General features: G+C 46.9%; 23 protein-coding genes. 14 read left to right on the top strand and 9 right to left on the bottom strand.

Annotated features, from left to right (window positions below; genetic code table 11):
- Nucleotides 1-15 precede the first annotated feature (15 nt).
- The 4 genes from IE181_RS10805 to IE181_RS10790 all read left to right on the top strand — a co-directional run bounded on the left by IE181_RS10805 (nucleotide 16) and on the right by IE181_RS10790 (nucleotide 4,076).
- The gene (locus IE181_RS10805) at nucleotides 16-762 is read left to right on the top strand and encodes an arginyltransferase (protein WP_191252844.1); all 747 of its coding nucleotides are present in this window, start codon (nucleotides 16-18) and stop codon (nucleotides 760-762) included.
- A gap of 94 nt (nucleotides 763-856) precedes the next feature.
- On the top strand, nucleotides 857-1,990 hold the full coding sequence (locus tag IE181_RS10800; RefSeq protein ID WP_191254205.1) for a TRAP transporter substrate-binding protein: 1,134 nt from the start codon (nucleotides 857-859) through the stop codon (nucleotides 1,988-1,990).
- Entirely contained in the window at nucleotides 1,990-2,493 is a 504-nt protein-coding gene (locus tag IE181_RS10795; RefSeq protein ID WP_191252842.1) for a TRAP transporter small permease subunit, read from the top strand. Before IE181_RS10800 ends, IE181_RS10795 begins: the two co-directional genes overlap by 1 nt.
- Nucleotides 2,493-4,076, top strand: coding sequence for a TRAP transporter large permease (locus IE181_RS10790; protein ID WP_191252840.1), 1,584 nt, complete (start codon nucleotides 2,493-2,495; stop codon nucleotides 4,074-4,076). The genes IE181_RS10795 and IE181_RS10790 overlap by 1 nt, the downstream gene beginning before the upstream one ends.
- Nucleotides 4,077-4,134: 58 nt before the next feature.
- Here IE181_RS10790 and IE181_RS10785 read toward each other — a convergent pair whose 3' ends face one another.
- Nucleotides 4,135-5,205: an oxidoreductase gene (locus IE181_RS10785; RefSeq protein ID WP_191252838.1), complete on the bottom strand. Its 1,071-nt coding sequence runs from the start codon at nucleotides 5,203-5,205 to the stop codon at nucleotides 4,135-4,137.
- A 120-nt stretch (nucleotides 5,206-5,325) separates the two neighbouring features.
- Between IE181_RS10785 and IE181_RS10780 the strand changes: the two genes are divergently transcribed.
- Entirely contained in the window at nucleotides 5,326-5,646 is a 321-nt protein-coding gene (locus IE181_RS10780) for a winged helix-turn-helix transcriptional regulator (protein ID WP_191252836.1), read from the top strand.
- Nucleotides 5,647-5,678: 32 nt separating this feature from the next.
- Here the strand turns inward: IE181_RS10780 and IE181_RS10775 are convergent, their stop codons facing one another.
- Nucleotides 5,679-6,059, bottom strand: coding sequence for an Hpt domain-containing protein (locus tag IE181_RS10775; RefSeq protein ID WP_191252833.1), 381 nt, complete (start codon nucleotides 6,057-6,059; stop codon nucleotides 5,679-5,681).
- Between the two features lie 6 nt (nucleotides 6,060-6,065).
- A complete protein-coding gene (locus IE181_RS10770; RefSeq protein ID WP_229819353.1) occupies nucleotides 6,066-6,317 on the bottom strand; it encodes a hypothetical protein in 252 nt (83 codons plus the stop codon).
- A gap of 238 nt (nucleotides 6,318-6,555) precedes the next feature.
- Between IE181_RS10770 and IE181_RS10765 the strand changes: the two genes are divergently transcribed.
- The 4 genes from IE181_RS10765 (at nucleotide 6,556) to IE181_RS10750 (ending at nucleotide 12,310) form a co-directional block, all read left to right on the top strand.
- Entirely contained in the window at nucleotides 6,556-9,231 is a 2,676-nt protein-coding gene (locus IE181_RS10765; RefSeq protein ID WP_191252832.1) for a coiled-coil domain-containing protein, read from the top strand.
- Between the two features lie 64 nt (nucleotides 9,232-9,295).
- On the top strand, nucleotides 9,296-10,378 hold the full coding sequence (locus tag IE181_RS10760; protein ID WP_191252830.1) for a TRAP transporter substrate-binding protein: 1,083 nt from the start codon (nucleotides 9,296-9,298) through the stop codon (nucleotides 10,376-10,378).
- A 4-nt stretch (nucleotides 10,379-10,382) separates the two neighbouring features.
- Nucleotides 10,383-10,946: a TRAP transporter small permease subunit gene (locus IE181_RS10755; protein WP_191252828.1), complete on the top strand. Its 564-nt coding sequence runs from the start codon at nucleotides 10,383-10,385 to the stop codon at nucleotides 10,944-10,946.
- A complete protein-coding gene (locus IE181_RS10750; protein WP_191252826.1) occupies nucleotides 10,946-12,310 on the top strand; it encodes a TRAP transporter large permease in 1,365 nt (454 codons plus the stop codon). Before IE181_RS10755 ends, IE181_RS10750 begins: the two co-directional genes overlap by 1 nt.
- Before the next feature lie 83 nt (nucleotides 12,311-12,393).
- Here the strand turns inward: IE181_RS10750 and spbR are convergent, their stop codons facing one another.
- Nucleotides 12,394-13,503 (bottom strand): SpbR family protein, encoded by a 1,110-nt coding sequence (gene spbR / locus IE181_RS10745; protein WP_229819351.1) that lies wholly within the window; start codon nucleotides 13,501-13,503, stop codon nucleotides 12,394-12,396.
- Between the two features lie 392 nt (nucleotides 13,504-13,895).
- On the opposite strand from spbR, the gene IE181_RS10740 reads away from it, so the two are divergent.
- The 3 genes from IE181_RS10740 (at nucleotide 13,896) to IE181_RS10730 (ending at nucleotide 16,716) form a co-directional block, all read left to right on the top strand.
- A complete protein-coding gene (locus tag IE181_RS10740) occupies nucleotides 13,896-15,446 on the top strand; it encodes an alanine/glycine:cation symporter family protein (protein ID WP_191252824.1) in 1,551 nt (516 codons plus the stop codon).
- Nucleotides 15,447-15,589: 143 nt separating this feature from the next.
- Nucleotides 15,590-16,015 carry a c-type cytochrome gene (locus IE181_RS10735; protein WP_229819349.1) on the top strand — a complete coding sequence of 142 codons (426 nt, stop codon included), beginning with the start codon at nucleotides 15,590-15,592 and terminating at the stop codon, nucleotides 16,013-16,015.
- A 68-nt stretch (nucleotides 16,016-16,083) separates the two neighbouring features.
- A complete protein-coding gene (locus tag IE181_RS10730; protein WP_191252822.1) occupies nucleotides 16,084-16,716 on the top strand; it encodes an MlaC/ttg2D family ABC transporter substrate-binding protein in 633 nt (210 codons plus the stop codon).
- Nucleotides 16,717-16,761: 45 nt separating this feature from the next.
- Here IE181_RS10730 and IE181_RS10725 read toward each other — a convergent pair whose 3' ends face one another.
- A complete protein-coding gene (locus tag IE181_RS10725) occupies nucleotides 16,762-17,301 on the bottom strand; it encodes a glycine cleavage system transcriptional repressor (RefSeq protein WP_191252820.1) in 540 nt (179 codons plus the stop codon).
- 103 nt (nucleotides 17,302-17,404) lie between these two features.
- Here IE181_RS10725 and IE181_RS10720 point away from each other — a divergent pair, with 103 nt between their 5' ends.
- Nucleotides 17,405-17,629, top strand: coding sequence for a DUF4170 domain-containing protein (locus IE181_RS10720; protein ID WP_191252818.1), 225 nt, complete (start codon nucleotides 17,405-17,407; stop codon nucleotides 17,627-17,629).
- 102 nt (nucleotides 17,630-17,731) lie between these two features.
- On the opposite strand, the gene IE181_RS10715 is transcribed toward IE181_RS10720, so the two are convergent.
- Nucleotides 17,732-17,923 carry a hypothetical protein gene (locus IE181_RS10715; protein ID WP_191252816.1) on the bottom strand — a complete coding sequence of 64 codons (192 nt, stop codon included), beginning with the start codon at nucleotides 17,921-17,923 and terminating at the stop codon, nucleotides 17,732-17,734.
- A gap of 188 nt (nucleotides 17,924-18,111) precedes the next feature.
- Between IE181_RS10715 and hspQ the strand changes: the two genes are divergently transcribed.
- Complete coding sequence (gene hspQ / locus IE181_RS10710) at nucleotides 18,112-18,456, top strand: heat shock protein HspQ (protein WP_191252814.1); 345 nt, start codon at nucleotides 18,112-18,114, stop codon at nucleotides 18,454-18,456.
- An 80-nt stretch (nucleotides 18,457-18,536) separates the two neighbouring features.
- Here hspQ and IE181_RS10705 read toward each other — a convergent pair whose 3' ends face one another.
- The 3 genes from IE181_RS10705 to IE181_RS10695 form a co-directional block, all read right to left on the bottom strand.
- Nucleotides 18,537-18,647: an aa3-type cytochrome c oxidase subunit IV gene (locus IE181_RS10705; RefSeq protein ID WP_191252812.1), complete on the bottom strand. Its 111-nt coding sequence runs from the start codon at nucleotides 18,645-18,647 to the stop codon at nucleotides 18,537-18,539.
- 107 nt (nucleotides 18,648-18,754) lie between these two features.
- A complete protein-coding gene (locus tag IE181_RS10700) occupies nucleotides 18,755-19,987 on the bottom strand; it encodes a pyridoxal-phosphate dependent enzyme (RefSeq protein WP_229819347.1) in 1,233 nt (410 codons plus the stop codon).
- 86 nt (nucleotides 19,988-20,073) lie between these two features.
- Entirely contained in the window at nucleotides 20,074-22,404 is a 2,331-nt protein-coding gene (locus IE181_RS10695; protein ID WP_191252810.1) for a TonB-dependent receptor, read from the bottom strand.
- Nucleotides 22,405-22,488: the final 84 nt, after the last annotated feature.

Here is a 22,488-nt window from a genome sequence, read left to right as displayed (position 1 = left end):
GTTGAATGTGCAGCGATGACAGATCAGGGCTTACAATTTCCAAAGTTTTTTGTGACTGCCCCGTCACCCTGCCCGTATCTGCCCGACAGGGTTGAACGTAAAGTTTTCACAGAATTACGCGGTCCTGATGCTCCTGGCCTAAACGAAGCACTTGGTCGCGTTGGTTTCAGGCGTAGCCAGTCAGTCATTTACCGCCCGGCGTGTGAAACCTGTGTTTCCTGTGTGTCAGTACGTGTCAAAGCGCAAGAATTCAGCCCCAGTAAATCTATGCGGCGGATCTTGCGGCGGAACAGAGACATCAAAGCAGAAATGATCCCGCCTTTGGCCAAGCAAGAGCATTATGACCTTTTAAGCCAATATCTGAATAGTCGTCACGGTGAAGGTTCCATGGCGGACATGACCTTTGAAGAATATCAGGAAATGATTGAAAGCAGCCCGGTACCGACTGTCCTGATTGAATACAGAAAGGTGCTGGATAATAGTTTGTTAGCAATCGCCCTGACCGATGAACTTTCAGACGGCCTCTCTATGGTTTACAGTTTCTTTGACACATCTGAGCCTGACCGAAGTCTGGGCACCTATATTATTCTGGATCATATTGAACGTGTTCGCATTGAAAACCACCCATATGTGTATCTAGGGTACTGGGTGGATGGTAGTCCCAAGATGGCCTATAAAAACCGTTTTGCTCCACTAGAATATTTAGGCCCCGATGGCTGGCACGAAAAAACGACAATTACTGCTGATAACAGCCCGTCTTGACTTGCTCCCCACTCTGATCCCTGTATAGTGCCGAAAACAGGTAGTAACGGGGAGAGTTATGTCATCAAAGGATAAAACAGTTTCAGAAACTGTGATGGATCGTCGGCGTATGCTGCGTGCGACCGGTTTTGCAGGCGCAGCAGCGTTTCTGGCAGCATGTGACAGTGGTGGTGGCAAGTCAGAAGCAGACACAAAAGGTGCCCCTGCCATCCTTGGAAAAAAGCGCAATCTGAAAATTGTAACAACTTGGCCCAAAAATTTTCCAGGCCTTGGCACAGGTGTTGAACGTTTTGCCAAGCGGGTCAATGACATGTCTAGCGGGCAAATCACAATCAAAGTTTACGCCGCGGGTGAGTTAGTTGGTGCGCTAGGTGCCTTTGATGCTGTCTCTCAGGGGAAAGCGGACATGTATCACGGCGCTGAATATTACTGGCAAGGCAAGTCTCCGGCCTTTAATTTCTTCGCAGCAGTTCCAATGGGTATGATTGCCTCTGAAATGAATTCATGGATCCGGTTTGGTGGCGGACAGGAACTTTGGGACGAATTGTCCGGCAAATTCAATGTCAAACCCTTCATGTGCGGAAACTCCGGCGTCCAGATGGGCGGATGGTTCAAAAATGAAATAAACTCCATTGATGACTTCCAAGGGCTTCGCATTCGGATGCCTGGTCTTGGCGGGGAAGTCATGAAACGTATCGGGGCAACACCTGTAACAAAATCCGGCGGGGAAATATTCCAGGCATTAAGCCAGGGCAATATTGATGCAACCGAGTGGATTGGCCCATGGAATGATCTTGCCTTTGGTTTCCAGACAATCGTGAAGAATTATTATTATCCCGGCATTCATGAGCCAGGCTCCACATTAAGCCTGGGCATCAATCTGGATGTCTGGAATGATATGTCTCAAATGGAAAAGGCTATTATTCAGGCTGCTGCAGATGCCGAAAACGACACAATGCTGGCGGAATTTAACATCAACAATGCCCGCTCTCTTGATACTTTGATTTCAGAGCACGGGGTGAAGCTGCACCGGTTCAGTGATGATATCCTGCGCAAGCTTGGCGAAGTTTCAGCAGAAGTTGTTGCAGAAGCTGGCAGCGCAGATGACCTGTCGAAACGTGTTTTTGACAGCTTCAACACAGCCCGATCAAATGGCATGAAATGGGGGGCAATCGCAGAGCAGGCCTTTGCCGCCGCCCGTGACCTAGCAACAGCAAAGAATACATAATGGCTAGACTATTGAGCTTCCTGGACGCAGTGACCGAGCGCACAGGAAGTATCTTGTCTTTTCTGCCCATTATTTTGGTTCTGGTGCAGTTTATGGTCGTTCTTGTTGTTTATATATTCTCAGAGGGCAGCATAAAGTTGCAGGAAAGCCTGCAATATATAAACGCCGTAATGTTTCTGGGGGCTGCTGGTTATACGGCGCTCCACGATGAACATGTGCGGGTAGACTTGCTCTACAGTAAGGCATCACCCCGCACAAAGGCGTGGATCAACCTTGCAGGCACACTCTTTCTCCTACTGCCTTTTTTAGGGCTACTGTGGTACACGACCCTGCCCTATGTCATGGATAGTTGGTCTATTCAGGAAAAAAGCGTCGAAGCAAGCGGCCTGCCTTTTGTCTATATACTAAAGTCCACGATCCTGTTGTTTACCCTTACAATGACACTGTCTGCCATTGCTGACTTACTTCGTTACACCACCACACTTTTCGGGAAGAAGCATTAATGGACATGCATTTGTTTTTAACATCAGCAATGTTTTTATCGCTGATTGCTATTTTAATGACCGGGTTTCCAGTTGCCTTTGCTCTTGGGGGGATTGGGTTGCTGTTTGGCACTATTGGGATGCTGGCCGGCACACTTGATTTCACCTTTATGGAATTCATGCCAAACCGTATCTTCGATAACATCATCAGAAACGAGCTACTGTTTGCCATTCCTCTCTTCGTTTCAATGGGCGTAATGCTCGAGAAGTCTCAAGTCGCAGAAGAGCTTCTTGAGAGCATGGGTAAATTGTTTGGGTCACTGCGTGGTGGGCTTGGCATCTCTGTAACCCTTGTTGGCGCCCTATTGGCAGCCTCAACCGGTATCGTTGGCGCCACAGTAGTCACCATGGGGCTATTGTCCCTGCCTACCATGTTGCGAAACGGCTATTCGCCGTCACTGGCAACAGGTGCCATTGCTGCGGCAGGTACACTTGGACAGATCATTCCACCATCCATCGTGCTCATTCTTCTGGCTGACGTCATGTCATCAGCATGGCAGCAGGCACAGATGAATTCCGGTGTTTTCTCGCCGTCTCCGATGAGTGCCGGTGAATTATTCGCTGGAGCCCTCATTCCCGGTTTACTGCTCGTCGGCATGTATATTCTTTACCAAATAGCTGTTGCCATTTTCAGCCCCAAGAGTAGCCCGGCAATCAAAGACGACAGCAGTGACAGAATTGACGGCTCTTTACTTTTGAAACTATTTTCAGCCTTGCTGCCGCCACTTGTATTGATTATTGCAGTGCTCGGTTCAATCCTTACCGGGGTGGCCACCCCAACAGAAGCGGCGTCCGTTGGCGCCGTGGGCGCTATCCTTCTTGGCGCAGCGCGGGCCAACAAGTCGGCCAAAACAATCAGTATCGTCAGTGTAGTGTTACTTGGACTACTTTTCCTGATCGCAGGTTTTTTCGACCTACGAATGGATGTATCAAGTGTGACAGTCAGTGATCAAACCGCTTATTATTCAGCCATTGCACTAACTGGCATCTTTATGCTGTTACTGTTTAAAAGCCTGCATACGACTTGGAAAACAGGCGTTCTATCAGAAGTAATGCATTCTACCCTGCGCATTTCCAGCATGATATACGCCATCTTGATTGGTGCAGCGCTTTTCTCTCTGGTGTTTAGAGGCCTTGGCGGTGATGAGATTATTGAAGAGTTTTTGACTGGACTCGCCGGCGGCTATGTGACGGCACTTCTCTTCGTCATGCTTCTAATGTTTATTCTTGGTTTCTTTCTCGACTTTATCGAGATTACCTTTGTAGTGGTGCCCGTTGTGGCACCCGCCCTGCTTGCAATGGACGGCATTCATGGCCCCATCTGGCTGGGTGTCTTGATGGCCCTTAATCTGCAGACCAGTTTCCTGACGCCACCGTTTGGGTTTTCGCTGTTTTATTTGCGCAGTGTAACGCCTGATAGTGTTCCAACAACTGCTATGTACAAAGGGGTGATCCCTTTTGTGATAATCCAGGGTATTGCTCTGCTGATCGTAGCGCTATATCCGGGGCTTGTAACCTGGTTGCCAGACCTGCTTTTTAAATAGGGATACAAATGTATTAAAGCCGCTTCATGAAGCGGCTTTAACTGCCGTTTTAATGTCTTTAGATATGAACGCCATTGTCAAACACTGCGGGATCGAACGGATTTACAGGCAAATTCTTTTCAATCTTTTCAGGCCAGTCAGGATTAGCAAGAGCCCCTGTTCCAAGCGCAATTAAATCTGTGTGACCACCCGTTAATACACGATCCGCCTCTGATGGAATGTGAAGTCCTCCGTTGGCAATAACACTAAGTTTTGTTAGCTCTTTCGCCTGCCGCGGCAGACTTTCGCCTGTTCGCGTTAAACAACCATGATCAAAGCCCTTTCCTTCACTAGCAAAATGAATGTAATGCGCACCTGCTTCTTCAATTGCTGAAAAAAAGACTTTTCCGTCCTCCAGACCACCTGACCATAGGTAATCAAAATCATTCACTTTCCCTTGTGAAAGCCTGACACCAACAATAAAATCAGGAGAGACAGCAGATCGAATTTTTTGAGTGATCTCACATGTTAGACGCACCCTGTTTTCAAGTGACCCCCCATATTGGTCTTCCCGCATATTTGTATAGTCTGTGATAAATTGATCGAGAAGATAGCCATTAGCTGAATGAATTTCCACACCGTCAAACCCTGCCTCTTCTGCCATAAGTGCAGATTTTAAAAACCCGTCGATGACCTGATCTATCTCCGCTGAATTCATTGCCTCGGGTATTGGATACCGTCCTTGCTTACGGCTGTAACCCGGTAACATGGTGCGCATAGGCTCAATCTTTGAAGGTCCGCGGGTGCTGCTTAAATGCTGTGATAGTGCGCCAGCATGCATTAACTGCAATATAATTTTTGCGCCTTTGCTTTTTACCGCCTGAACAACTTTACGCCAACCATCCTGTTGTTGGCTGGTCGTTATTCCGGGTTGATTTGGGTAGGCTTGTGCATAATATCTATCGGTATAGGTTCCTTCAGTTATCACCGCTGCAAAGCCACCAGCCGCAAAGGAAGAATAATAATCTGCCATTGCCTTTGTTGGTATTCCGTCCCCGGCAGTACTTACCCTGCTCATGGGGGCTACAACTGCCCTATTCCTTAGTATCTGGTTATTCAGTGTATAATCTTTCAATGCGATATGGGTCATTTACTTGTCTCCTTGCTTGTCAATGCAGGAGAAATAATTACTATACGCAAAACAAACAAGTACGCACTATTTTGTGCTATAGTATCAAAATGTATACTGCAAAAGATCTAAGGAACAACTATGGACGATGACATTTGCCCAACTGAAACGGCGCTTGATGTGATTGGTGGGAAGTGGAAAGGGATGATTTTATTTTATCTCAATCCTGATAAAAAACGCTTCAACGAACTGCGGCGAGTATTACCAGGCATCACACAGAGAATGCTCACCAAGCAATTGCGTGAACTGGAAGAAGACGGTCTCGTACACAGAGAAGTATATCCTGTCGTCCCGCCAAAGGTAGAATACAGCCTGACCGATTTAGGCCAGGCACTAAGTCCCGTGCTATCGTCACTAAAAGTATGGGGTGAAAAGTATCTTGAATGTAAGAAAAGCAAATAACCAATGGTTATTGTAGCTTTGCTATACCGCCTTTAAGAAGCAGTTTTTCTGGCAATGTCAGGTAGTATCTCGTCTTCGAGGACACGGATAAGTGTCTCGAGGCGTGCATGTAATTCCTGAATAAATACATTTCGGTCCGGATCGTCTAAGCCCAATGTGTTCCTATGCTCGGCCCGCTCCGCCTCGCGTGCTAAGTTCCAGGCACCAATACTGCGTGCTGCCCCCTTTAGTTTATGGGCGCATGTTCGCCATTCTCCCGGCCCAGCTGACTTCAAAGCCTCCAGATATGTCGGTGCATTTTCAATAAAGATGGATAATACATCCGTCTCCAGGTATGGGTCACCTTCGGTAAAATCCCTAAAATGAGTGCTGTCAAAAACAATGGACTCATCCCACTTAGATTCAGTTGCCATACAAGATCATTCCACTGCTTTACGACCAGCATCAGTCAGTTTACATACAAGCCAGTCAGGTTTTAACGGATTATTAAACCACGGTTCTGCATAACCGCGATCAATGCAAGCTTTAATAGTCTTGGGATTGATTCGCTGACCGTTTTTATCAAACAGGGGCAGTTTCCCGCCTGGCTCTGTCAGTCCACGCAGCAAATATTTTCTCTGAACCGAAGATAAAGAAGCGCCTCTAAGCGCTTGTTTTTCTGTATTTTTCACCAAGCCAATCCCCTTATGTTACGCGGATTTTCTGCCCATAGTCGTTCAGCACATCTGTGAATAACTCTTACAACCTTGGTACGATCTCACCTTTTCCCCCTACAGAGTATAATAATCTCCTTCTTTTTCAAACCTGTGTCCCATATGATAAAGCCCATGTGCATAGGCCGCCACATTAACAGCATTATTCGCCACTAATGTGCCTGCCAAATCAGGGGATGCACCTTCAGGGGTAGATATGAGTAGAGCGGAATCCATCATCAACAAAGTACCAGAGTCAGACAAACCAACTGACAACACAGCGGATGGAGAACAACCAGCCGTTACTGTTGAACAAGAAACAACAGTCAGTCCAGCTGAGACTGATCATAAAAATACTCCTGCAGATTCAGATACTAGCTCTACCCGGTTGTGGCCTGTTTACAGCGCGGTGATTGTCTCGCTCCTCTGGCTATCGCTTTGCGGATGGTATGCATTCAATCATGCATACAATGATTTTTCATTACCGGAACTTTTAGCCGGTGTTTCTACGCCCCTTGTCCTGATCTGGTTAGTCGCACTGGTTGCCCAGCGCACAGACCCGATGCTGGAACGGCGCGTGGACTTATCACGAAACCTGCACAAAGCAATCGCGCCGGTAGAGATTGCCGAGCAGCGTTTGGAAAACCTGACCAAGAAGCTCAAAAAAGAGCTGGAGGGCCTGAATGCGGTCTCTGATTTAGCCAGTGACCGCATAAGCAATCTGGAAAATAGTTTTCAGGAACAAATTTCTAACCTTTTTGCTGCGACCGCAGATGCCGAAGCCAGATCCGTCAGTATTCGTGATGTTATCGAACGTGAGCGATCGCAAATAGATGCGCTATCAATTGATCTAGTTGACCGTGTTTCCCTGTTGGAAGATAAGCTGGACATTCTAATAAAGTCGCTGACAGAGGCGCGAGCAGACACAGAAACCAGCATTCAAAAAGCTGAGGAAAGTGTTCGTGCCGGTGGTGATACCTTATCCCGTGCGGGGCAAGACCTTGAAAATAGTATGGCCGATTGGCAGGGACGGCTGGCAAAAGAAACATCCAGAGTTTGCGAGACAATTACACATGCTGAAACGCGCGTAGATACAGTTTCCCGACAGATGCAGGAGGCGGTCGCCTCTTTCACCCATCAGATTGGGGATATGAATACCGAAGCAGATAAAATCGCCGCACATCTGATTGAACAGGCAGACAAGCTTGCTGCCGTTGCAAATAGCTCCAGCGAACAGGCGGCCCATATTGAAGAAACGCTAAGAGTTAATCAGGAATCTCTGCAGAAGATGACAGATGAGACGCTCGCGCACTCTGCCGGTGCTGTTGATGTCTTCACTGACCGGGCTGAAAATATGAACAGCAAAATCCGTCAGTCAATGTCAGAGGCACACACGCTTCTTGAAAATGTGGGCAAGGCACAAGTTGCACTGTCTAACACAACAACCACACTATCCAGTTACGGTGATGAAGTAGTTGCCAAGGCTGAAGAAACGGCAAACCGTTCTCTAAACCATATACGCCAACTGCAAGCAGGTATAGAAGACCAGCTAAAAGAACTGGAAGCAGCGGGTCTGCGGACTGGGGACCAGTTGCGCCACCTAACGGAAGACCTTTCCGGCCAAGGAGATAAAATGCTTGCACAGGTCGGCGAAGCGTCTGAGAAACTCCAGCAGGCACAAGAAGAATTTAGCACGCATGGCGGCAGCGTCAGTAATTGTTTAATGGCGGCACGACAAGAACTTAGCAGACTGGAAGAAGACCTGCTGCGACAGAAAGAAGTTCTGGCCACTGCATCACAGGATGCAGCCAGTCACATACTAGCTGCAAGCGACATGTTTAAAGGTGAAGGCTTCGAGATTTCCAAAGCAGCTTCCGATGCTGTAGAGCGTCTGACTTCACAGGCAGGCATGGTAACACAGACTGCAGCCTCTTTATCCACTGAGGCCGCCCTCGTGGAAGAAAAGCTGAAATCCACGTCCAGTGCATTGGGCCAAGAGGCCAGTACACTGAAGGAAGAATTACAGGCAACCACTGGTTCCCTTGGCCGTGCTGCGAAGGATTTTGCCGATGAACGCAAACGCATCCGGGACGAAAGCGAATCTATTGTCGCCAATCTGAATGGTGCAACCAATCAGATGGTTGACGAGATTAATCGCTTTACAGAAAGCTCTATGGAGGCATCAAACCGCCTTGACAACGCCAGCCGTGCATTGGTTGACGAAACACAAAATGCACGCATGAATCTGGAAACCGCTATCAAAGAAACACAGGAAAATCTTGAGAACAGTGTTCAGGGCGTAAGTGAAAAAGCAGGCGAACATATCACTTTCATGCAGGATGAACTTCAGGCAACTCTCGCCCGGCTGCTGCAAGAGTACCAGGACACCGCCAGAAATGCCCGGGATGAAAGCGATCATCTAGCCAAGCAAATGGGTATAAACGCAGAGCGTATCACTGCCTTTTCCACTGATTTTCAGAAAAAAGCAGAAGCCATTGAAAAACGCCTTGCTGACAGCTCAAAAGATGAGTTTGCCAGAACATCTCAGTTACTGATGGAAAGTTTGCAGTCTCTTTCAATTGATATTCATAAAGGCCTTTCCGCGGATATTCCCGACGATGTCTGGGAACGCTATATGGAAGGTGACCGGTCAATATTCCTAAGGCGCACAATGAGCCTAGGTGACCGCAAATCGAAAAAGGCGATCAAAGAAAGATATGACACAGACCCCGAGTTCAGAGAAGTTGTTGCACGGTACCTTCGGGACTTTCAGGACATGATCGAACGGGTGATGCTGGCAGACAGAGGCAGCACCATGTCGGTAACCCTGCTTTCGTCGGATGTTGGCAAACTCTATATATTGCTTGCTCAGTCACTGAAAAAATTATCCTGATGTTGTAATAGCCGCTAACCCGTGCCACTTTTCTATTTTACTATTTTGACTTAGGGGGATTTGTATGATCAGGGGCGCATTTATAGGGATTGCAGCATGCTTAACTTTAGCAGCCTGTAGTCAGGAAACAGGTACCAAATCATCCGTTTCTGACCAGACAGCAACCACAGAAGCAGCCCCTGTTCGGTGGCGCATGACCAGCACTTACCCTTCCACACTCGCAATATTAGGGAGTATGGGTAAACGTTTCTCAGAAGAAATTGACACGCTATCCAATGGTGACGTAACGATCGAGTTTTTTGAACCGGGTGTTCTGGCGCCGCCATTTGAAATATTTGATGCAGTTAGCTACGGCGCGATCGAAGCGGGGTGGTCAACACCAGGTTACTGGGCGGGGAAAGTACCGGCACTTCAACTATTTTCCAGTGTACCCTTCGGCCCACTTGCGCCAGAATATCTTGCCTGGATGGATTATGGGGGCGGCAAGGAACTATTCGAGGACATCTACCACAAACACGGCATTCACAGTGTAATCTGCGGTGTTATCCCACCGGAATCCTCAGGCTGGTTCAAGGAAGAGATTCATACGCTTGAAGACTTAAAAGGCAAAAAAATTCGTTTCTTTGGCCTTGGCGGCAAAGTGCTTGAAGAAATTGGCGCGTCTCCGCAACTAATCTCAGGTGGTGAGATTTATCAGGCTCTGGAATTGGGAACCATTGATGGGACTGAGTTCTCCATGCCTGCCGTTGATCTGAATATGGGCTTCTACCAAATAGCCAAACATTATTATTTTCCCGGCTGGCACCAGCAAGCAACCTTCTTTGAGCTGATGATCAATTTGGAGAAATGGCAGACACTGTCCCCCCATCAACAAACTCTGATTGAAACAGCCTGCTCGACCAACGTGCGATACAGCTTGTCGATGGGCGAAGCAATGCAAGCAGAAGCCATGGCTGAATTAGAGAAAAAAGGTGTCCAGTTTCACACGTGGTCACCTGAAGTACTGGATGGACTGCGTACTGCGTGGGAAAAAGTAGCAGCCGACTTACGGGCAAAAGACCCGGAATTTGCACGTGCCTGGGATAGCCTTCAGTCTTTCCGTGAAAAATACAAAGCCTGGTCTGACCGCGGCTTCTTGAAGGACTAATTTCATGGGATTCCTTTTGAAGTTTTCGCACACCATTGACCGTTTTGTAAGTATTTTTGGTAAGGCTGGGGCCTGGGGTTTGATCCTGATGATGCTAGTCATTGTTGCAGACGTACTTTTGCGGCACTGGTTTGTTATAGGGTCCACCCAGCTTCAGGAACTCGAATGGCATTTCCACGGTATAGTTTTTCTGCTTGGGCTTGGTTGGGCTTACAGCCAAAATGCCCATGTCCGGATTGAACTGGTTAGTGAACGTCTCAGTCCTCGGGCACAGGCCTGGATAGAGGTATTTGGCATTCTCTTGCTTCTGTTACCCTATGTAACAGCCTTATATCTGTTCAGCGCTGATTACGCTGCAATCAGCCTAGAGTATAATGAGGGTTCAGCCTCCCCTAACGGACTGCCCGCACGATATGTGATTAAATACTGTATTGTTCTTGGCGTTTTTCTTTTAGGACTTTCAGCAATATCCCGCCTGTTTAAAGCCATCGTGTATTTATTCGGTCCGGAAGTGCTTGCTGCACAAACACCCTTTAAAATTGCCCACCAGCAAGAAGGGGCAAGCTAATGGAAAGCCTGATTGATATCTTACCGCTCTTGATGTTTGTGGTGCTAACGCCCCTCCTGTTCACAGGTTTTCCTGTTGCCTTTATTCTGGGCGGGGTGGGTCTAGGGTTCTGGCTCTTGGCCGTTGCGCTTGGGCTGGAAAATGGTGAAAGTTTTTATCTTGTTATAAGTCGCATATACGGCGGTGTTGTCACAAAACTGGTCCTTGTTGCCATACCCATGTTTATTTTTATGGGGTCTATGCTGGAACGAAGTGGTGTTGCGCGCGACCTATTAAACACATTGCAGATATTAACGCGTCGGGTGCCTGGCGGGCTCGCGTTATCCGTCACTGTCTTGGGTGTCATTATGGCAGCCACGACCGGCATTATTGGCGCAAGTGTGGTTATGATGACCTTGTTAGCCCTGCCCGTCATGCTTGAAAATCGTTATGAACCGTCCTTGGCGACCGGCACCATAGCCGCGGCTGGCACACTGGGAATTCTATTACCACCATCAATTATGCTCGTAGTAATGGCCGACCTATTGTCCACTTCTGCCGGTACCCTTTTTATGGCAGCGATTGGGCCTGCAATGCTTCTAGCCGTCATGTATATGGCCTATATACTTCTTAGAACATGGCTCAATCCCTCGCTCGCACCGCCACTGGAAAAACCCACGGATGAAACACCGCTCACGGTCGGCCTTATCATAAAAAGCTTTTTACCGCCTGTGGTTCTTATTCTTGCAGTCCTGGGGTCAATATTTGCAGGATTTGCCACCCCGACAGAAGCAAGCGGCATAGGTGCACTTGGAGCCACGTTGCTTGCCCTGATAAATAAATCCCTGTCCCTCAAGACACTGAAAGAAGTAACCGAGCAGTCTGCCCTGACCAGCACGATGATTTTTGGGCTGTTTATCGGTGCAACAGCTTTTTCATATGTCTTTGCGCTTCTTGGTGGGCATGATCTTATTGTCCATGCTTTAGATAGTATGGGGGCTGACGCATGGACTGTTCTTATACTGTTGATGATAACTGTGTTCCTGTTGGGCTTCTTTTTTGACTGGATAGAAATCACATTGATAATTCTGCCAGTTTTTGCACCCATCATCACGGCACTGGATTTTGGTACTCATGTCCCCTACCCTGAGCTGACCGTCGCGTGGTTTGCAGTCATGATGGCAGTAAATCTTCAGACTAGTTTTCTTACACCGCCGTTTGGTTTCGCCCTTTTTTATATGAAGGGTGCTGCCCCAAAATCCATCAGCCTGGGATCAATATATAAAGGCATCATCCCTTTTGTACTGATACAGCTCCTGGGGCTTTTAATACTTCTTCTTTGGCCCGAACTGGCACTTTGGTTGCCCGCACAATCAGCATCATAGAAACTGTAAGTCTTGATGGTTTTCAAAAACAAAAGCCGGCAGGAAATCCAGCCGGCTTTTAAACTTGAGGACTAACCGCGCAATTATTTGTCCACTTTAACCAACTTGCTAAGAAGATAATCAAGACTGTCTGCATCAACAGTATCTTCCATTTTGGTCAGAACACGCTCAATCATAAGCTGGCGGAAAACTTCACGGTTATCGCCCGCTGCGGACTGTGTTTCTTCAACCACGTCCAATGCCACACGGGAAACCTTAATGTAATTTTCTGGTATACCTGCTTTCTCAAACAGCTTGGCTAGTCCCATTTCCCCACCCTTAGTGATAAGCTTATACACATTAAGGACCGGAATATCTGCCAGTTTTGCAAGCGCCGCTTCAAAGAAACCAGTATCACCCATACAAAGCGCCCGAACCACCAAACTTGGGGTCAAACGCTTGTTAGTATAAAGCTGTTCAATAAGCTGATTAAGTGTTGTGGTATTTTCCGTACCAGACAACAGAGATACAGTAGCCTTCTCGCGGCTTGTCATCAGTAAATCAGTAGCGGTGGACGCCGATACATTATGATGGGTCATAATATGCTGCTGTAATTGTTCAGACACCAAGGTGACTAAACGTTCAGCAATATTCAGTGGTAGCTCGCCGCGGTGCGCCAGAGGTTCTTTAACAAGATCACTCTCTGAATATTTATCCAGCACCTTATTCATCGTGCCTTCTGCGATTTTTGCGCCCTCGTTCCCAACAAGTGTCGCAACCGCCGCTTCTTCACCCTTCTCGGCAATAACATCGGCTACATCACTGGATACAGTCTCCCGTTTTGCAATCGCCACCTGCACATCAACACCGCGGGTCTGAACCAACTCAACCAAATCTCCATCCGTCAAGACCGTGGAGAATTCGATCACGGGCAAAGCAACTTCATCAACATCACGTGCAAGTACGGTCGCAATATCATGTGGAACACTAGGATTGTCTTTCAGATTCTCAGACAAGGCCTTACGGACGCGAACCTCGGCATCCCGAACCATGACATTAAATATATCTTCTGCAATTTTACGCGCGCTCGGACTCAGGTCATTTCCTGAGAAAGTCATCGCTACTTTGGCAGCAGCGGCTGCACGGTTTTCCCCGCTTGGGTCCTGTAATAACCGAGCAACATCTGAGCTGGTAAGTGCCTGATCGTTGGACAAAGAAAATTCCTATTCAAAATCGTTAGGTTCTGATTTGCGTATCATACGCTAAAATATACAGGTTAACCACCGGTTAAAGAAAACATTAAACACTATACATAATAGGCATTTATTTGATTACGTGTGTCAGGCTACAGGCTAAACCGTAAAAAACACAACTCACAATTCTTCTCGATATTCTGTCATTTTATAAACACATTCACACAAAGGTAAGATTCTTTCATTGAGGATGAGAGCATTAGCCGCTAGCATGGCTCGAATCGGGGAAGGCGGTAGCCAACTAATTCGCTTCATAGGGGGGCAAGGCAAGTGTATTCTCCATACGTAAAACCAAAATAACAGCTCAGGATATTCGAGCTGATTCATAATATTTACGAAGGATCTTGGTAACGATGTTCAATAAATTACTCGCCACAATTACTGCTGTTTTTGTGGCTAGCTTTTCTGCATTTGCTCAAGAGGCAGAAAAAACAGTTAGTGAACGTGTAAATGAAATTATGGGCCCAGTTAGTGAAGCTATTTCAGCGGTGGTATTCTTTGAATTACCGATGGGCTGGTTAATTGACGGTGCACCCGGAATTCCCATGATTGTTATATGGCTGCTTGGCGGTGGTATTTTTTTCACTGTCTATATGGGTTTCATTAACTTTCGTGGTTTCAAACAGTCACTGAAAATCGTTTCCGGAAAATATGACGACCCGGATGATCCTGGCGAAGTTACCCATTTTCAGGCATTGACGGCCGCAGTATCTGCGACAGTTGGCCTTGGTAACATCGCAGGTGTTGCAATTGCAGTATCGGTCGGCGGTCCAGGAGCCACCTTCTGGATGATTATGGCAGGCTTCTTCGGCATGACCTCCAAGTTTGTTGAGTGTACGCTTGGTCTAAAATACCGGGAAATTGATGAAAATGGTGTCGTGTCTGGTGGCCCCATGTATTATCTGTCAAAAGGCTTGGCCAACCGCGGTTTACCTAACCTTGGCCGTGTTCTGGCGATCGCCGCTGCGGTGATTTGTATTGGTGGTGCATATGGCGCAGGTGCCATGTTCCAGACCAACCAGTCTTCGATGCAGTTCACAAACGAGATTGTTGCCATGACCGGCGGTGTGGACAGCGTCTTTTATGACCGTCCGTGGATTTTCGGTCTGGTTTTCCTAAGCTTCGTTGGCCTCGTTATCATTGGTGGTATTCGCCAGATCACGCATGTGACCGAGTATCTGGTTCCTTTCATGGCTGCCATCTATATACTTGCATGTCTGGTTGTTATCGGCACACACATCGAAGCTATTCCGGATGCAATCAGTCAGATTTTTGCAGGTGCCTTCACGGGTGAAGGTGTTGCTGGTGGTATTATTGGTGTTCTTATCCAGGGTCTGCGCCGTGCAACATTCTCCAACGAAGCTGGCCTTGGTTCTGCGGCGATCGCACATGCTGCTGCCAAGACAAAAGAACCTGTTGCGGAAGGTCTTGTTGCCCTGCTCGAGCCGTTCATCGACACAGTGGTTATTTGTACAATGACTGCACTGGTTATTATTGTTACCGGACAACATCAGGTAGCAGCTGCTGGTGACGGGATTGTATTGACATCAGCTGCGTTTGCGACTGTGATCGACTGGTTCCCTAAAATCCTGACTGTTGCAGTTATTCTGTTTGCATTCTCAACCAGCATTACATGGTTCTATTACGGCCAGCGGTCTTTCCTTTACCTGTTTGGCAACAACAAAAAGGCAGACCTTGTCTTTAAGGCGTCGTATCTTCTGACTATCTTTATCGGGTCCGCAATGGCACTTGGCCCCGTTATGGACATGGCGGACGCTCTCCTTCTTGCGATGGGTGTTCCGAATATCCTTGGCCTGTTCCTCATGCGTAAGGAAGTTAAATCCATGTTGCAGGATTATTTCGCACGCCTGAAAAGCGGCGAAATCAAAGAAGTTAGTTCCTGATGATAGAAAAAGCCTAGGACATTCTGTCACGGAAGGCTTGAAAGCTATTCATCTTGCATTAATGTAATAACCATAAGGTATGGCGGGGTTTGATCTCCGCCATATTTTTTGCGACCCCATGAAACACTATTAGGAGCATTTTCATGTTTAAGCGTTCTCTTACTTTTGTTATCGCAGCGGCTCTATCAATGTCCGCAATTGCCCCAACGGCTTTTGCTGATGACGACCCGACGTCAACGGCACTTTCCAGTAAAGGTGATGCTGCTAAAGGCAAGCGCGTATTCAATCGCTGTAAAGCATGCCATATTCTCGCAGCCTCTGGCCCTAAAAAACTTGGCCCATCTCTTGGCGGAATTTTTGGCAGAAAAGCAGGCTCGCTGGACGGCTATAAATACTCGAAAGCCCTGGCCGAAGCAGATTTCGTCTGGACAGAAGAAAAGCTGGATCAGTGGCTTGCACAGCCAAAAACATTCCTGCCTGGCAATAAGATGACTTTCATGGGCCTGCGCAAGGAAGATCAGCGACAGGATTTGATGGCATATCTGCGTGAAGCAGCGTCTGCCGAATAATTGCCTTTTTCCGGCCCTATACCTATATACCCCATATTGATATAGGGCCTTATAAGGAATTTCTATTTATGATACGCGTTTTTAAAATCATCGCTACATCAGTATTGATTGCATTCACTGGCATTAGTGCTGCCTTTGCACAGGACAGAGCCGTAGATGACCCAAAGGGTGCGATGGACTTTATCGCTAACCTTTCACTGGATACACAGACCGTTTGGAGTGATAGCAAACTAACCGCGGATGAGCGTTCAGCCGCCTTTAAAACGCTATTTGAGCGTGTCACTGATATTGAACTGCTTTCCAAGGGCATTCTAGGTCGTCATTACCGAACAGCATCAGAAGCGCAGCGCCGTGCCTACATGGCGGCTATGACAGACTATATCATCAATGAACTAGATATTCAGATGCAGAAGATTGGCTTCAAAAAGCTTGATATCACAGGCACCACACCTGCTTCCGGCAAGAATGGGCATTTGTTTGTACGCACCAAAGTAGACCGTGAGCAAGGAGAGCCGATGCTGGCAGATTGGCGCGTCAGAAAAAAAGACGGTGTCTTTCAAATCGTGAATCTGGAAGTGGAAGGCATCAATCTATTGATCACGAACCGTGAAGTCTTCTCTGCGAGAATCAAAGAAGTTGGATTGGATGGTCTAATCGCTGAGCTCCGCGACTCTGTAGCCAAAACATCAACTGCAGACTAACAAGTCAAACTAACCTTCCTTACAGATTACTCCACTAAGGCAGCCCTACCCGGCTGCCTTTTTAAATTCACAGGTTAGCCGCATGCTGCCCGCTGTATTATAAAGTGCGTTTTCCAAAGCCTCGGCATTTCCACCAGAAATATTTAATCCAAACCTGGTTCTGTAATCATAACCGTCTTCAGTCTCAACGCGCCGGGATGTCATTCTGACTATATTTGCACCGTACTCTAGAATAACCTCACTAACACGCGCGACCAAACCTGGTTTATCGCCACCAATAATTTCCAGGAAATGTGTTATAGTGCCTGTATGTTCGCGCGCTAGATCAAACGGGAAAGGCTTGACCGATATTTCTGCCCCTTGCAGCGAATTCAACGATGCAAGCCCATCTGATATTTCATTTGTGCTAATCTCAACATCAAATTCAGCGACCGCCGTATAGTCAAAGCCCTTGCCGAGAAGCGCAAAAGCCGTATCTGCCAGATTACCCCCTATCTCGAACAAATATCCGCTGACTTCGGATACAACACCGACACGATCAAGGCCCGATATCGAAATAAGAACCGCAGATTTTGAATGGCTCACAGAGGGTCTCCTTACATAGAAACTGATATTTTTCTGGCTTTTTTTACAAATACTGTTACATAGTCGCGGCCAGAAACTATACTAATATTTAGGGGCAATACCAATGTCAGACAAGCAACTTCTTCATTTGGTTTTCGGTGGTCAGGTTTCTGATCCCCAGAGCCTGACATTCGCAGACACCAAGAATCTGGACCTGGTGGGCATTTTCGGCTCTTATCAGGAAGCAGAAGCTGCATGGCGTAAAGTTAGCCAGCAAAATGTAGATGATGCCATGACCAAATATGTGGTTGTGCACCTGCATAAGCTTTTGGAACCAGAAGAGCTTTAAGCTGTTTTCAATCAGCAACAAGCATTAAAAAGGGCCCCGGAATTTCCGGGGCCTTTAGTCTGGAAGGATAGTCTTGGGGGACTGTAGAAAGACAGGTCTGAATTAATTTAATGCAGGCCTGGTAGTGAAATAATCTTCAATTCCGAGTGCTAAGCTGCTGCCGTCATCATCATAAGCGCCGAGCGTACCTTTAAGCATTACCAGCGCTTCTGTCTTCGACAGTGGGGCTGAACGTTCCAGATACAAACGTGCTACACGTCTGAGACCATTTGTATTGATTGGTGTATGCATCATCTATTACTTATCTATTGTCATTTCTGTTGATTCGAAACTAACCTGATCCAGTGACCAACAGATTTCACAATCATTACAAATTCATTACAAAAAACGGTTTTGATTACAGTTCTTTGTCAACACTCCTACTGGCCCCATTGACAAACAGGCCTGTCAGCTCTATCTGGAACCACATACAGGAGTACCCGATGGACAATTCACCAATAATTACAAAAAAAGCACTATTTACCATTGGACAAGTAGTTCGCCACCGTGTGTTCTCTTTCCGCGGTGTAATCTATGATGTAGATCCGGAATTTGCGAATACGGAAGAATGGTGGGAGTCTATCCCGGCAGAAATTCGGCCAGAGAAAGAACAGCCTTTTTATCATATTCTGGCTGAGAATGAGGAAAGTAGCTACGAAGCTTATGTATCGCAGCAAAACTTATTGCCGGATGACAGTGATGACCCTATCCACCATCCTGACGTGACAGAGTTATTCGGCTCCTTAACCGATGGGCAGTATCAGTTAAAATCTATTCCCAAACATTAGTATCAAACGTCAACCGTTTGACACAGTGCATAAAAAAAGCGGCTGAAAACAGCCGCTTTATTACGTTACGCGCCTAATAATTAGACTAGCGCAACTTTCATCAAAATGAGAATTGCCACACAGGCGATTGTGGTACGAACAGTCCACTTAATAAAGCCTGTATATGTGCTTTCCTGTTCTTTAATTTCCATTACCCTACTCCAGCCGTTATGTTTATGAGTATTAGTTTATCCAACCATACCCACAGAAATCAATAATATTTTATGGTCTATAACCCAGTTGAGTAAGCTTGCCAAGTTCAATAGTCAGCAAGTGCTTTTGAAAGCATATCCGGATCAATATTGCCGCCAGAGATAATACAAACACTGACTTTGTCTTTTGCATCAATCTTGCCCGTTAAAAGTGCTGCAAGGGAGACTACACCTCCTGGCTCTCCAATCAACTTTAATGTCTTGGCTGCGTAGGAAACAGTGCGAAGCGCATCTTCATCAGAGACGACAAGACCCTTTGCACCTAATTGACGGATAACATCAAAGGTCAGAGCCCCAGGCTGATCTGTCAAAATTGCATCACAAATTGAACGGGCGTCCGGATCAACCTTCTCGCGCTTACCACTTTCCAGAGAGCGTCCAAAATCATCGAAGCCAGTCGGCTCTACTACATAGGTGTCAGCTTGAGGAAAACTGTCCTTCACTCCTGTGAAAAAGCCGGACGCCAGCCCACCACCGCCACAGTTAATTAGAACTTGATCAGGGTTTATTCCCAACTCCTTCAGGTCTTCTGCGACTTCCAGTCCAGCTGTTCCCTGCCCGGCCATGATATGCACATCATCAAACGATGGGACTACAGTTGCACCGGTTTCCTCACCAATCTTGGCTGCGATGGCAATCCGGTCTTCTTTATAGCGATCGTATAAAACAATCTTTGCACCATACTTCTTGGTGTTTTCAAGCTTCACAGCAGGAGAGTCTGTCGGCATCACGATAGTCGCAGATACACCCAGCATATTGGCCGCGCATGCAACCCCCGCAGCATGATTGCCACTGGAGAAAGCAACAACACCGCCTTTTCGCTCGTCTTCCGACATACGACTGATGCGGTTATAAGCACCGCGAAATTTGAAAGATCCTGTGCGCTGTAAACATTCAGGCTTGATGAACACACGACCACCCACCAGATAGTTAAGTTCCTGATTTTCTATCAAAGGTGTTCTGACAATGACGTCCTGAATTTGTTCGTAAGCATCCCGGACATCCTCGATCGTGATCGGTAAATTCACAGTATCTTCCCCCTCAATAGTATTAGATTTTTTATAACGCTGATAAAATCTTCCAGCCTTGATCTCAATTTTACGCCGCTGTCTGCGCACAAAAGGAGAATCAACAGAAAGAATAAACAAACCAAGAGGTATCATCCAAAAACCAAGCACAGGCAGAAAGCCAAGAATACCGCCGATTATTAACGCGACACCAACTATTGTACGGCTTAGACGCGTTCTTGGCATGCGTCGCTGGATATGCTTGCGCACCATATGTGCTTCCTCTTGTTTTTTTTGCTTATAAGCAAAAAAAAGAGGGCCCGAAAGCCCTCATTATTAATTCTAGAATGTGATACGAATTATTCGCCAAAACGCTTGGTGAATTTGACACCAAATGTCCGTGGACGGCTAATACCAAATCCGTGCCCCGGGAATGGCGTTTCACCTTCGGAATACCCATCGAAGTATTTTTCATCGAACAGATTCTCGACATATGCAGTCAAAGACCAGTTCCCTGCTTCTTCATCATATCCTACACGCAGAGAAACATCCTGCCAGCCAACCTGTGCGCCGCGCTCAAGGTTCTCCAAGCCACCATAGATTTTTGTCTGAGTACGGAAATCCAGAGATGCATTGACTTCCGCCGTGTCTGATACAGGGACATGGTAGTTCAAGACACCGGCAAGTGTCCATTTAGGCGAACCCGACAAACGGTTACCATCTGGCCCAAGGTTAATCACTTCTCCATCCGGCAACGTGGCATCAGCATCACTGATTTCGTTTTCATTAAACGATGCAGCGAAGAAGACATCAAAGTTTTCGCTAAGGATGGCCTGAAGCGTGGCTTCAACCCCGTAAGACTTCACCTTACCGACGTTAACGACCTTAGTACCCTGATAGAAATAGTTCAGCTGCATGTCTTTAAAGCGATAATAATATGCAGTGATATCTGTGCGAATACGGCCGTCCAACAGGTCGCCTTTGGCACCTACCTCGTAGGACCAGACTGTCTCTGGATCAAACGCGTTTGGTACCGCATTCAGTGCCTGCAAATCATCTGTAATATCGTCTTCGTCTGCTACAACTGCGAAGGAACCAAAACCACCAGACTTGTAACCACGTGTGGCACTTGCATAAACCATCCAGTCTTCGTTAGGACGGTAACGTGCAATGAAACGCGGTGTTACGTCTGACCATGACTGTTTATCACGCGCCCAGTAATCCGTGTAGACACCGAACATCCACCATGGGCCCAGTTCACTTTCAACAGGAAGAACGTTAATTCCAAACTTCTTCTTGTCTTTTGTATAGCGAACACCAGCTTCCAGATCGAACTTATCTGTCACAGCATATGTCAGATCAAGATATGCGCCCCAACCAGAGTATTTACCCTCAACAAGGTTCTTTTCCTCCAGACCAAGTGGACGATAGTTGAAATCACCATATTCCCAATACGCCCAAAGATCAGAACAGCTCATGTAGTAATAAGCCGCACACTGCACGTCTTCATCGCCACGGTTGTTAAACATGGCATCGATGTTTTCTTTGTAGTAAGAAACACCAGCATACCAGCTTAGGTCACTGTCAGTGTCAGAGACAACGCGCAATTCAGTTTCGAAGTAATCCCCTTCCTGATCCTGTGCATAATCGTTAAAGCCTACAGGCATGCCGTCAAAGTCTTCGGCATATTCGTAAGTATGATCGGTGTAACCGGTCAGTGACGTTACTGTGAAACCGTCAAAATCCATGTTGATTTCAGCAGATAGACGCAGAATTTCACCACGATCAAAACTGCCAAGTTTCTCATCTGCATCAATATCACGCACATCACCGCGTGGGAAAATATCCTTGCCAAGCACATCAGACAGGAAATCAAGCGCACCATTACCGTTATGGGCACGGTAGACAGAGCCACTCTGATCCCGGTCTTCATACTGAACCATCAATGTAGAATCCCAGTTTTCCCCTTTGATTCCAAGCGTCGCTCGCATCGCTGTTTTATCGTGTGCAACCTGCTTGTCATCATCCGGATAAGACAGATTTTTCACATAACCATCTTCTTCAGAGTGATAAGCCGCGACACGCAGAGCAAACATTTCACTGAGAGGAACGTTTACAGCGCCTTCAACTTCAAAAATTCCGCGCTCACCCAGTCCAAGCTCGAAATAGCCGCTTGTGCTGTCGAAGTTTGGACGTGCAGTATGAATGTTAAGAGCGCCTGAAATCGCATTCTTACCGAACAGGAAGCCTTGAGGACCACGCAGCACCTCTGCACGCTCTAAGTCAAACATAGAGGATACAACTACACCATTACGCCCCTGATACAGGCCATTCTGGAAGAAACCGACTGATGGATCGCCACCAACACCAAAATCATTGGTGGAAATACCGCGGATGTTTACATAGTCAATGAAACTATCTTTACTATCCCCAGCAAAACCCGGTGTAAATTTCACCAGATCTTTCACATCGTCCAAATTCATTCGTTTTGTGAAAGATGCATCAAATGCAGCAATTGCCACAGGCACATCCTGCACTGATTCAGCCCGCTTTTGAGCCGTTACTACAACTTCTTCAATTGTCAGGCTTGTTTCATCCTGAGCAAGTGCACTGCCTGCTGACAAACTAACTGCCAAAGCAGATACACCAGCCGCGTACTTCCCTGACTTAAACCATGTTGATGATTTCATTATTGGTCCTCCCTAAATATGAGCGGAAATACATACCCCGTCTTTTTCCCATTTCAGAATAAAGACAGCAAGACTTCCACTATG

Source organism: Kordiimonas sediminis, from assembly GCF_014656395.1.
Lineage (GTDB): Bacteria > Pseudomonadota > Alphaproteobacteria > Sphingomonadales > Kordiimonadaceae > Kordiimonas_A > Kordiimonas_A sediminis.
The sequence above is the reverse complement of the archived record's forward strand: the minus strand, read 5'-3'. Positions and strand labels throughout refer to the sequence as shown.

Bases quoted from the DNA above. Each gene is read 5' to 3' on its own strand.
- IE181_RS10755 (WP_191252828.1), top strand. From the start codon at position 10,383: ATGGGATTCCTTTTGAAGTTTTCGCACACCATTGACCGTTTTGTAAGT.
- IE181_RS10705 (WP_191252812.1), bottom strand. From the start codon at position 18,647: ATGGAAATTAAAGAACAGGAAAGCACATATACAGGCTTTATTAAGTGG.
- IE181_RS10795 (WP_191252842.1), top strand. From the start codon at position 1,990: ATGGCTAGACTATTGAGCTTCCTGGACGCAGTGACCGAGCGCACAGGA.
- IE181_RS10775 (WP_191252833.1), bottom strand. From the start codon at position 6,059: ATGGCAACTGAATCTAAGTGGGATGAGTCCATTGTTTTTGACAGCACT.
- IE181_RS10720 (WP_191252818.1), top strand. From the start codon at position 17,405: ATGTCAGACAAGCAACTTCTTCATTTGGTTTTCGGTGGTCAGGTTTCT.
- IE181_RS10730 (WP_191252822.1), top strand. From the start codon at position 16,084: ATGATACGCGTTTTTAAAATCATCGCTACATCAGTATTGATTGCATTC.
- IE181_RS10780 (WP_191252836.1), top strand. From the start codon at position 5,326: ATGGACGATGACATTTGCCCAACTGAAACGGCGCTTGATGTGATTGGT.
- IE181_RS10740 (WP_191252824.1), top strand. From the start codon at position 13,896: ATGTTCAATAAATTACTCGCCACAATTACTGCTGTTTTTGTGGCTAGC.
- IE181_RS10790 (WP_191252840.1), top strand. From the start codon at position 2,493: ATGGACATGCATTTGTTTTTAACATCAGCAATGTTTTTATCGCTGATT.
- IE181_RS10785 (WP_191252838.1), bottom strand. From the start codon at position 5,205: ATGACCCATATCGCATTGAAAGATTATACACTGAATAACCAGATACTA.
- IE181_RS10750 (WP_191252826.1), top strand. From the start codon at position 10,946: ATGGAAAGCCTGATTGATATCTTACCGCTCTTGATGTTTGTGGTGCTA.
- IE181_RS10805 (WP_191252844.1), top strand. From the start codon at position 16: ATGACAGATCAGGGCTTACAATTTCCAAAGTTTTTTGTGACTGCCCCG.
- IE181_RS10695 (WP_191252810.1), bottom strand. From the start codon at position 22,404: ATGAAATCATCAACATGGTTTAAGTCAGGGAAGTACGCGGCTGGTGTA.
- hspQ (WP_191252814.1), top strand. From the start codon at position 18,112: ATGGACAATTCACCAATAATTACAAAAAAAGCACTATTTACCATTGGA.
- IE181_RS10765 (WP_191252832.1), top strand. From the start codon at position 6,556: ATGAGTAGAGCGGAATCCATCATCAACAAAGTACCAGAGTCAGACAAA.
- IE181_RS10715 (WP_191252816.1), bottom strand. From the start codon at position 17,923: ATGATGCATACACCAATCAATACAAATGGTCTCAGACGTGTAGCACGT.
- IE181_RS10800 (WP_191254205.1), top strand. From the start codon at position 857: ATGGATCGTCGGCGTATGCTGCGTGCGACCGGTTTTGCAGGCGCAGCA.
- IE181_RS10760 (WP_191252830.1), top strand. From the start codon at position 9,296: ATGATCAGGGGCGCATTTATAGGGATTGCAGCATGCTTAACTTTAGCA.
- IE181_RS10735 (WP_229819349.1), top strand. From the start codon at position 15,590: ATGTTTAAGCGTTCTCTTACTTTTGTTATCGCAGCGGCTCTATCAATG.
- IE181_RS10700 (WP_229819347.1), bottom strand. From the start codon at position 19,987: ATGGTGCGCAAGCATATCCAGCGACGCATGCCAAGAACGCGTCTAAGC.